Origin of the sequence: Symbioplanes lichenis (assembly GCF_030709675.1) — a bacterium.
GTDB lineage: Bacteria > Actinomycetota > Actinomycetes > Mycobacteriales > Micromonosporaceae > Actinoplanes > Actinoplanes lichenis.
This window is the reverse complement of sequence record NZ_JAUZQD010000034.1, coordinates 1-9,197: the sequence shown is the minus strand read 5'-3', so window position 1 is coordinate 9,197 and position 9,197 is coordinate 1. Positions and strand designations below refer to the sequence as shown.

Annotated in this window: 1 protein-coding gene; it reads right to left on the bottom strand. The window is 73.7% G+C overall.

Annotation, left to right across the window (positions count from 1 at the left end; translation table 11 throughout):
• Positions 1-9,197: SDR family NAD(P)-dependent oxidoreductase (locus tag RAN62_RS40820; protein WP_305790274.1), on the bottom strand; the 9,197-nt coding region annotated here is incomplete at both ends.

Genomic DNA, 9,197 nt, shown 5'->3' with positions numbered 1-9,197 from the left:
ACGCAACGACGGATCCGCTTCGACGTGGGCGGCGAGGCGGGCGGCCTGGGCGCGTACGGCGTCGTCGGTCTTGCCCGAGAGAACCCACGGGACCGGGCCGGCGTCGTCCCCCGCAGGCGCGTCGGCGGTGGGGAAGGCTTCCAGGATCACGTGCGCGTTGGTGCCGCTGACGCCGAAGGAGGAGACACCGGCCCGGCGCGGGTGGCCGGTCTCGGGCCACGGCATCGACTCGGTCAGCAGCCGCACGTCGCCCGCGGACCAGTCGACCTGCGTCGAGGGCTCGTCCACGTGCAATGTCTGCGGGAGGACGCCGTGGCGCAGCGCCTGGACCATCTTGATGACCCCGCCGACGCCGGCCGCGGCCTGCGTGTGCCCGATGTTGGACTTGAGGGATCCCAGCCACAGCGGACTGGTCCGATTCCGGCCATAGGTGGCCAGCAACGCCTGCGCCTCGATCGGGTCGCCGAGCCGGGTGCCCGTACCGTGGGCCTCCACCGCATCCACATCGGAGGGTGACAAACCCGCCGCCGCCAGCGCTTGACGGATCACCCGCTGCTGCGACGGCCCGTTGGGGGCGGTCAGGCCGTTGGATGCGCCGTCCTGGTTGATGGCGCTCGACCGCAGCACCGCCAGGACCTCGTGGCCGTTGCGGCGCGCGTCCGAGAGGCGTTCCATGACCACCACGCCGACGCCCTCGGACCAGCCCGTGCCGTCGGCGCTGTCGGCGAAGGACTTGCAGCGCCCGTCCGGCGACAGGCCGCCCTGCACCGTGAACCACACGAACGCGTCGGGCGTCGCCATCACCGTCACGCCCCCGGCCAGGGCCAGCGAGCACTCCCCCGCCCGCAGCGCTTGTGCCGCCAGGTGCATAGCCACCAGCGAGGACGAGCAGGCCGTGTCCACGCTGACCGCGGGTCCTTCGAGGCCGAGCGTGTAGGCCACGCGGCCCGAGATGACGCTGGCGGCGCCGCCGGTGATCTGGTGGCCCTGCAGCTGGTCCCCGCCCCGGGCGACGAGCTCGGCGTAACCGGAGGCGTAGACGCCCGCGAAGACGCCGGTCGGGCTTCCGGCCAGCGACAGCGGATCGATGCCGGCCTGCTCCAGGGCTTCCCACGAGACTTCCAGCAGCAGGCGCTGCTGGGGGTCGGTCGCGCTCGCCTCGCGGGGCGAGATGCGGAAGAACGCCGCGTCGAACTGGTCGACGCCGTCGACGAAGCCGCCGCGGGTGGTGGCCGACGTGCCCGAGCCGGGACCGTCCGGACCCAGGAGCGCGTCCAGGTCCCAGCCGCGGCCCTCGGGGAAGGAGGTGATGCCGTCCGCGCCCGCCGTGACCAGGCGCCACAGGTCGTCCGGGTCGGAGACGCCGCCCGGGTAGCGGCAGGCCATGCCGACCAGCACGATCGGGTCGTCGGTGACCGCGGCGACCGGGGGCAGCGGGGCCGGCGCCGGACCGGTGGCCGCGGTGACCTCGCCCAGCTCCTCCGCCAGATATCCGGCCACCCGGGCGACCGTCGGATAGTCGAACACCAGCGTGGCCGGCATCCGCAGCCCCGTCCGCGTCTGCAGCGTGTTGCGCAGGTCGACGGCGGTCAGCGAGTCGAAGCCCAGGTCGCTGAACGGCTGGTCGCCGGTGAGCTGCGCGGCGGAGGTGTATCCCAGCACCGCCGCGGCGGATTCGCGGACGAGTTCGGTGAGCGCCTGCAGGCGGTCGGCGGCGGGCAGCCCGGCGAGCTGCTGGCCAAGGCCGTCGCGGCCGCCGCCGGCGTTGGCGGCGACGCGGCGCTGGGATCCACCGGCCAGCGTCCGCCACACGGCCGGGAGGTCGGCCCGGGCCCGCAGCGCCGGGATGCTGAGCCGGGTCGCGGCGACCTCGGCGGCGCCGGTGGTCAGCGCACGGTCCAAGAGGCTCAGGGACAGGCCGCGGTCGTCGTCCCCCGACTCCCAGGCCAGGGCGAGGCCCGGCCGCCCGGCCTGGTGCCGCTGCTGCATCAGGGCGTGCAGGAAGGCGTCGCCGGGCGCGCTCTCGTCGCCCACGAGCGCGGCGAGGGAGGTGAAGGCCACGAACAGCGTCAGGTCCAGGCCGCGACTCAGGTCGTCCAGGTGCCAGGCGGCGTCGATCCGGCCGTCGCCCTCGACCCGGGCGGCGTGCACGATCCCGCCGACCGGATGAGCGGCCAGGACCGCGGCGACGGCTTCCCGGTCGGTCAGGTCGCAGGCCACGATGTCGACCTCGGCACCCGTCTGCGTGAGTTCGGCGGTCAGCTCGGCGGCGCCGGGAGCGCCGGCGCCTCGGCGGCTCAGGAGCACAAGACCCCTGATCCCGTACGCGGTGACGAGGTGCCGTGCCACCGCGGCGCCCCGCCGTCCCGTCCCGCCGGTGACGAGGATCCGATCCGGCAGTGCGGGTGCTTCGCCCGACGGGGTGAGCCGGGTGAGCCGGGCGGCTCGCAACGTCCCGTCCCGCAGGGCCAGCTGGGGCTCGCCCGCCGCCAGCACCTGTCCCAGCACCGTGTCGTCCACGTCGGCATCGGTGTCGAGCAGGACGACGCGACCTTCCGACGCCGCGCGCACCTGACCCCACACCGCCGCGGCGGCCGGATCCGTCACGGCCTCCCCGGGATCCGCAGCGACCGCCCCGCGGGTGACCACGACCAGCGGTCCCGCGGTCTCGTCGAGCTGCTGTCGGACCCGGGCCAGAAGCTGGTGCGCGGACTCCACCACGGCGCCCGGGTCGCCGGTGACCGGGAGGATCACCGCGCCGGTCGTCGTGGCGGTAGCGGCGGGGATGCCGGTCCACTGTAGGCCGAGCAGGGCGCCGTCGCCCGCGCCGGTGCTGATGGTGCCGGCCGTGAGCGGCCGTACGGTCAGCGAGCCGATCGACAGCACCGGCTGCCCCGTGCTGTCCGCGACCGCGATCGTCACCTGGTCGGGCCCGCCCGGCCCACTGTCCTTCGCCGAGCCGCCGCCCGCCGCCGGCGTGAGCGCCACCCGCACCCCGGACGCGCCGGTCGCCCGCAGCACCACGTCGACAAAGCTGAACTGCAGCCCCGCGAGCCCAGTGAACGCCGTCGGCTGCAACGCCGCGTCGAGCAGCGCCGGATGGATCCCGAACGACTCCGCCGGGGTCCGGCCCGCCTCGGGCAGGTTCACCTCGGCCAGGATCCTGTCCCCGTCGCGCCAGGCGCGGGTCAGACCCTGGAAGAGCGGCCCGTACGCGAACCCGCTCTCCTCCAGCCCGGCGTAGAAGTCCCGCGTGTCGAGCTCGGTGGCCCCGGGCGCGGGCCAGGCCCCGCTCACCGCGGCGAACTCGGGGCCGGCCGGGGCGGCACCGGCGCTGAGGACACCGGCGGCGTGCCGGGTCCAGTCGTCCTGCCCCTCGGGCCGGGCGTAGACCGCGACGCTGCGCCGGGTGCTGTCCGGCGCCGCCTCGCCCACGACCACCTGCACCTGCACGCCGCCCTGCGCGGGCAGCACCAGCGGCGCCTCGAGGACCAGCTCGTCGACCCGGTCGCACTGCACGCTGTCACCGGCGCGGACGGCCAGCTCGACGTAGCCGGTACCGGGGAAGACGACCGCGCCCCGGATCGCGTAGTCGGCCAGCCACGGGTGGGTGCGCAACGACAGGCGACTGGTGAACACCACCCCGTCGGTCTCGGGCAGCGGCACCGTGGCGCCCAGCAGCGGGTGCTCGGCGGCGCTGAGACCGGCCGCGGCCACGTCGGCGGGACCGCCGGTGACCTCGGGCCAGAAGCGCTGGTGCTGGAAGGCGTACGTGGGCAGGGCGACCCGGCGCCCGGTCACTGTGCGGGTCCAGTCGACGGTGATCCCGTACGCCCAGGCCTGCGCGAGCGATCCGATGAGCCGGCGGAGTCCGCCCTCGCCGCGCCGCAACGTCCCGAACGCGGGTGCCACGTCCTGCACAGCCGGCACCAGCACCGGATGCGGGCTGACCTCCACGACGACATCCGGCGCCGCGGTCTGGAGCGCCTGCTCGAACAGCACCGTGTTGCGCAGGTTGCGATACCAGTACGCCGCACCCCACTCGGCGGTATCCATCAACTCCCCGGTCACCGACGAGAACACCGGCACCGACGACGACCGCGCCACGATCGGATCCAAGTCTTCGAGCAGGCGATCCCGAATCCGTTCGACGGCCTCCGAATGCGACGCGTAATCCACCGCGATCCGCCGCGCCTGAATCCCCTCGCGCTCACACTGAGCCTGCAACTCGTCCAAGGCCCCGGCCTCACCGGCTACCACCGTCGAGGTCGGCCCGTTGATCGCCGCCACCGAGATGCCGGGCCGCCCGGCAAGCAGCTCCCGCGCCCGATCCGCCGGCATCGGCAGCGACATCATCCCGCCACCGGTCAGGTGATCCGCGATCGCCTTACTGCGCAGGGCCACCACCCGGGCGCCATCCGACAGAGACAAGGCGCCCGCCACACACGCCGCCGCGATCTCACCCTGCGAATGACCGACCACCGCAGCGGGCTCCACCCCATAGGAACGCCACACCGCAGCCAGGGACACCATGACCGCCCACAACGCCGGCTGCACGACGTCGACCCGCTTCAGCGCCGCCTCGTCGCCCAGCACGTCGGTCAGCGACCAGTCCACGAACGGATCCAGAGCCTCCTGGCATGCATGCAAAGTCGACGCGAACACCGGCGAGGAGTCGAGGAGCTCTTGGGCCATGCCCGCCCACTGCGCGCCCTGCCCCGGGAAGACGAAGACGACCCGGCCCCCCGTGCGGGTTCCGCGCACCACGCCGGGGGCGGGCAGATCGGCGGCGAGGGCGGTCAGTCCGGCCGTCAGCTCCTCCCGGTCGGCGCCTACCACGGCGGCGCGCTGGTCGAAAGCTTCCCGCCCGGTGAGCAGCGACCAGGCGACGTCGGCCGGCTCCAGGCCGGGGTGGGCCGTGACGTGGTCCAGCAGCCGCGCGGCCTGGGCCTGGACGGCCTCGTCGGTCTTGCCGGAAAGAGCCCACGGCAGCGGCCCGGCGGAGACCGGGGCTTCCGCCTCGATGGGATCCGGGGCTTCGAGGATGAGGTGCGCGTTGGTGCCGCTGACGCCGAAGGCGGACACCCCGGCCCTACGCGGGCGACCCGTCTCCGGCCACGGCACGGCCTCGGTCAGCAGCCGGACGTCGCCCTCCGTCCAGTCGACCTGCGCGGTCGGCTCTTCGACGTGCAGGGTCTTGGGCAGAACCCCGTGGCGCAGGGCCATGACCATCTTGATCACACCACCGACACCCGCGGCCGCCTGCGCGTGTCCGATGTTCGACTTGAGGGATCCCAGCCACAGCGGGATGTCCCGATCCTGGCCATAGGTGGCCAGCAACGCCTGCGCCTCGATCGGATCGCCCAGCCGGGTGCCCGTACCGTGCGCCTCGACCGCATCCACATCGGCGGGCGACAGACCCGCCGCGGCGAGGGCTTGACGAATCACCCGCTGCTGCGACGGCCCGTTCGGCGCCGTCAACCCGTTCGACGCGCCGTCCTGGTTGACCGCGCTGGAGCGCATGATCGCCAGCACCTCGTGTCCGTTGCGGCGCGCGTCCGACAGCCGCTCCATCACCACGACGCCGACGCCTTCGGACCAGCCCGTCCCGTCGGCGGTGTCGGAGAACGACTTGCACCGCCCGTCCCCGGCCAGGCCGCCCTGGGCGGTGAAGCCGACGAACGCGTCGGGGGTCGACATCACCATCACGCCACCGGCCAGCGCCAGCGAGCACTCCCCCGCCCGCAACGCCTGCGCCGCGAGGTGCATGGCCACGAGCGACGAGGAGCAGGCGGTGTCCACGCTCACCGCGGGACCTTCGAGCCCGAGCGCGTACGCCACCCGCCCCGAGATGACGCTGCCGGCGCCCCCGGTGATGAGGTGCCCCTGCAACTCCTGCTCGCCGGAACGGCCCGCGAACTCGGCGTAGCCGTTCTGATAGGCGCCGACGAACACCCCCGTGGGGCTGCCCGCCAGGGCCGACGGGGCGATGCCGGACTGTTCCAGCGCCTCCCACGACACCTCGAGCAGCAGCCGCTGTTGCGGATCCGTGGCCAGAGCCTCGCGGGGCGAGATGCGGAAGAACGCCGCGTCGAAGCCGGCGACCTCGTCGAGGAAGCCGCCCCGGCCCGTCGCGATGGATCCGGATCCGGGCCCGGCCGTGCCGAGCAGGTCGTCGAGGTCCCAGCCCCGGTCGGTGGGGAAGGCGGTGATGCCGTCCGTCTCCTCCGCGACCAGGCGCCACAGATCCTCGGGACCCGCCACCCCGCCCGGGAAGCGGCAGGCCATGCCGACCAGCACGATCGGGTCGTCGGCCACCGGCGCCACCATGGGTACGGCCACCGGCGCCGAACTCTCGGGATCGACGAACCGGGACGCCAGGTGCCCCGCCAGCCGCGTGACGGTCGGATGGTCGAACGCCGCACTGGCCGGCAGGCTCGTCCCCGTACGCTGCTGGAGCAGGTTCCGCAGTTCCACCGCGGTCAGCGAGTCGAAGCCCAGCTCCTTGAACGGCTGGTCGTCCGGGATCCGCGCGCCCGGGGCATGTCCGAGCACCCCGGCGGCCACCTCCCGGACCAGGTCGAGCAGCACCTGCTCCCGTTCCGCGGCGGGCAGGCTCGCGAGGCCCTGATCCTCCGCGGTGGCCTCCGGTCCGGCCAGGGCAGCCGCGGCCTCGGGCAGGTCGGCCAGCAGCGGGCTCGGACGGGCCGCCGTGAACACCGGGGCGAAGCTCGCCCAGTCCATGTCGGTCACCACGAGCGTGGTCTCGTCGTCGTGCAGGGCTCGCTGCAGCGCGGCAACGGCTGTCCGGGGCCGCATCGGGATCACACCCAGCGAGTCGAGGTGGTCGCGTTCCGCCCCGGCCAGCCCGATGAGCATGCCGGACTCGTCCCACGAGCCCCAGGCGATCGACGTCGCCGTCCGGCCCTGCGCCCGGCGCGCGACGGCCAGCGCATCCAGGTACGCATTACCCGCCGCATAGCCGCCCTGACCCCCACTGCCCCACGCCGCCGCGCCGGACGAGAACAGGACGAACGCGTCGAGCTCCAAGTCCCGGGTCAGCTCGTCGAGGTGCCGCGCGCCGTCGATCTTGACGCTCACCTGCTCTCGCAGCCGGTCCGCCGTGGTCGAGACCAGAGGCGTGTTGCCGCTCATGACGCCGGCGGCATGCACGACCGAGCGCAGCGGACACTCCTCGGGCAGCCCGGCCACCACCTCGGCCAGGGCGTCCCGGTCGGCCACGTCACAGGCGGCGACGGTGACCCGGGCGCCGGCGGTCTCCAGCTCCAGGCGCAGCAGATCGGCGCCCTCGGCCTCCGGGCCACGCCGGCTGAGCAGCACCACGTGCTCGGCGCCGTGCTCGACGATCCAGCGGGCCACGTGGGCTCCGAGGCCGCCGGTGCCACCGGTGATCAACGCCGTACCCGAGGTCGTCCACGGCGCCGGGCCGCTCGCCGCCGCCGCGTGCACGAGCCGGCGGCCGAACGTGCCCTCCGGGCGGATCGCCAGCTGGTCCTCGCCGATGGTGTTCGCCAGGGCGGCGGCCAGTGCTTCGGCGGTGCGAGCGTCCAGCGTGGGCGGCAGGTCGATCAGGCCACCCCAGCGGGCGGGCAGTTCCAGGGCCGCGACCCGGCCCAGACCCCAGACCGCGCCCTGCTCAGCAGTGGTGACCGGGTCCTGCGCGCCGGTCGACACCGCGCCCTGCGTGAGCACCCACAGGGGGATGTCCCCGTCCCGCAGCGCCGCGATGACGGCAGTCGCGGCCGTCACCGGGTCGGATCCCAGCGCGGCTTCCAGGGACACGATCGCGTCGGCCTCGAACCCACCGGCCAGGTCGTCGTGCTCCACCACGGTCACGTGGGATCCCAGTGCCCCGGCCACGAATCCGACGAGGGCGTCCTCGCTCCTGCCCGCCGGCACCACCAGAGCCCAGCGCCGCTCCCCGGCCGTCGGCAGGTCCAGTGGCGTCCAGGACTCCCGGTAACGCCAGCCGTTCACGGTGGCGTCGTCGCGGTGCCGGTCCCGCCACGACGCGAGCGCCGGCAGCACCGAGGCGGCCAGGGCGCCGTCCACGCCCAGCGTCTCCGCCAGACTGCCCGCGTCCTGCTGCTCGACCGTCGCCCAGAATTCCCCGTCCAGCGAAGAGGACGTGGTCACCACGGCGGGTTCCGGCCAGAATCGCTGCCGCTGGAACGCATACGTCGGCAGATCCACCCGCCGCGCGTGGCGATCCACGAACACCGGCGACCAATCCACCGCGACGCCCTGCGCATACAACCGACCCAACGCCGTCAGCAACGCCTCGTTGTCGCCGCGCTTACGCCGCAGCATCGGCACGCTGTTGTCCACCAGCCCGGACAACACCCCATCCGGGCCCGCCTCGACCAGCGTCGTCACCCCTTGCTCCGCCAGCCACCGCACCCCGTCGGCGAACCGAACCGTCCCGCGCACCTGACGCACCCAGTAATCTGCCGACCGCATCCGCTCGTCCGGCTCGCCGGTCACATTCGACACGATCGGGATTCGCGGCTCCCGGAACTCCACCGTCGCCAGCACGGCGGCGAATTCGTCGAGCATCGGGTCCATCAGCGCCGAGTGGAAGGCGTGCGAGACCCGCAGCCGCGTCACCTTCGCACCCGGCGAAGCCGTCACCGAGGCGATCAACTGGTCCACTGCCTCCTGCGGCCCCGACACCACCACCGAGTCGGCCGTGTTCACCGCCGCAACAGCCACCCCCTCAGGCAGCAGCGCCACGACACCGGCCTCCGGCATCTGGATCGTGGCCATCGCTCCGCCGGCCGGCAACGCCTGCATCAGCCGGGCCCGCGCCGCCACCACCCGCGATGCATCCTGCAACGACCAGATCCCCGACACGTAAGCCGCCGTCACCTCACCGATCGAATGCCCCAGCAGATAGTCGGGCGTCACGCCGTGCGCGCGCAGCACCTCGAACAGCGCCGCCTCGACCACGAACAGCGCCGGCTGCGCCCACCCGGTCTGGTTGATCAGATCGGCGTCCTCGCCCCACATCACCTCCGCCAACGGCAGCTCCAACTCGGCGAGAATGGCATCCACCGCCGCGGCGAAGACCTCCGACGACTCATACAGCTCGCGAGCCATCCCGATGCGTTGCGCACCCTGCCCGGTGAACAGCACAGCCAGCCGGGGAGCCGCCTGGGCGGTCACCGGAGTCACCG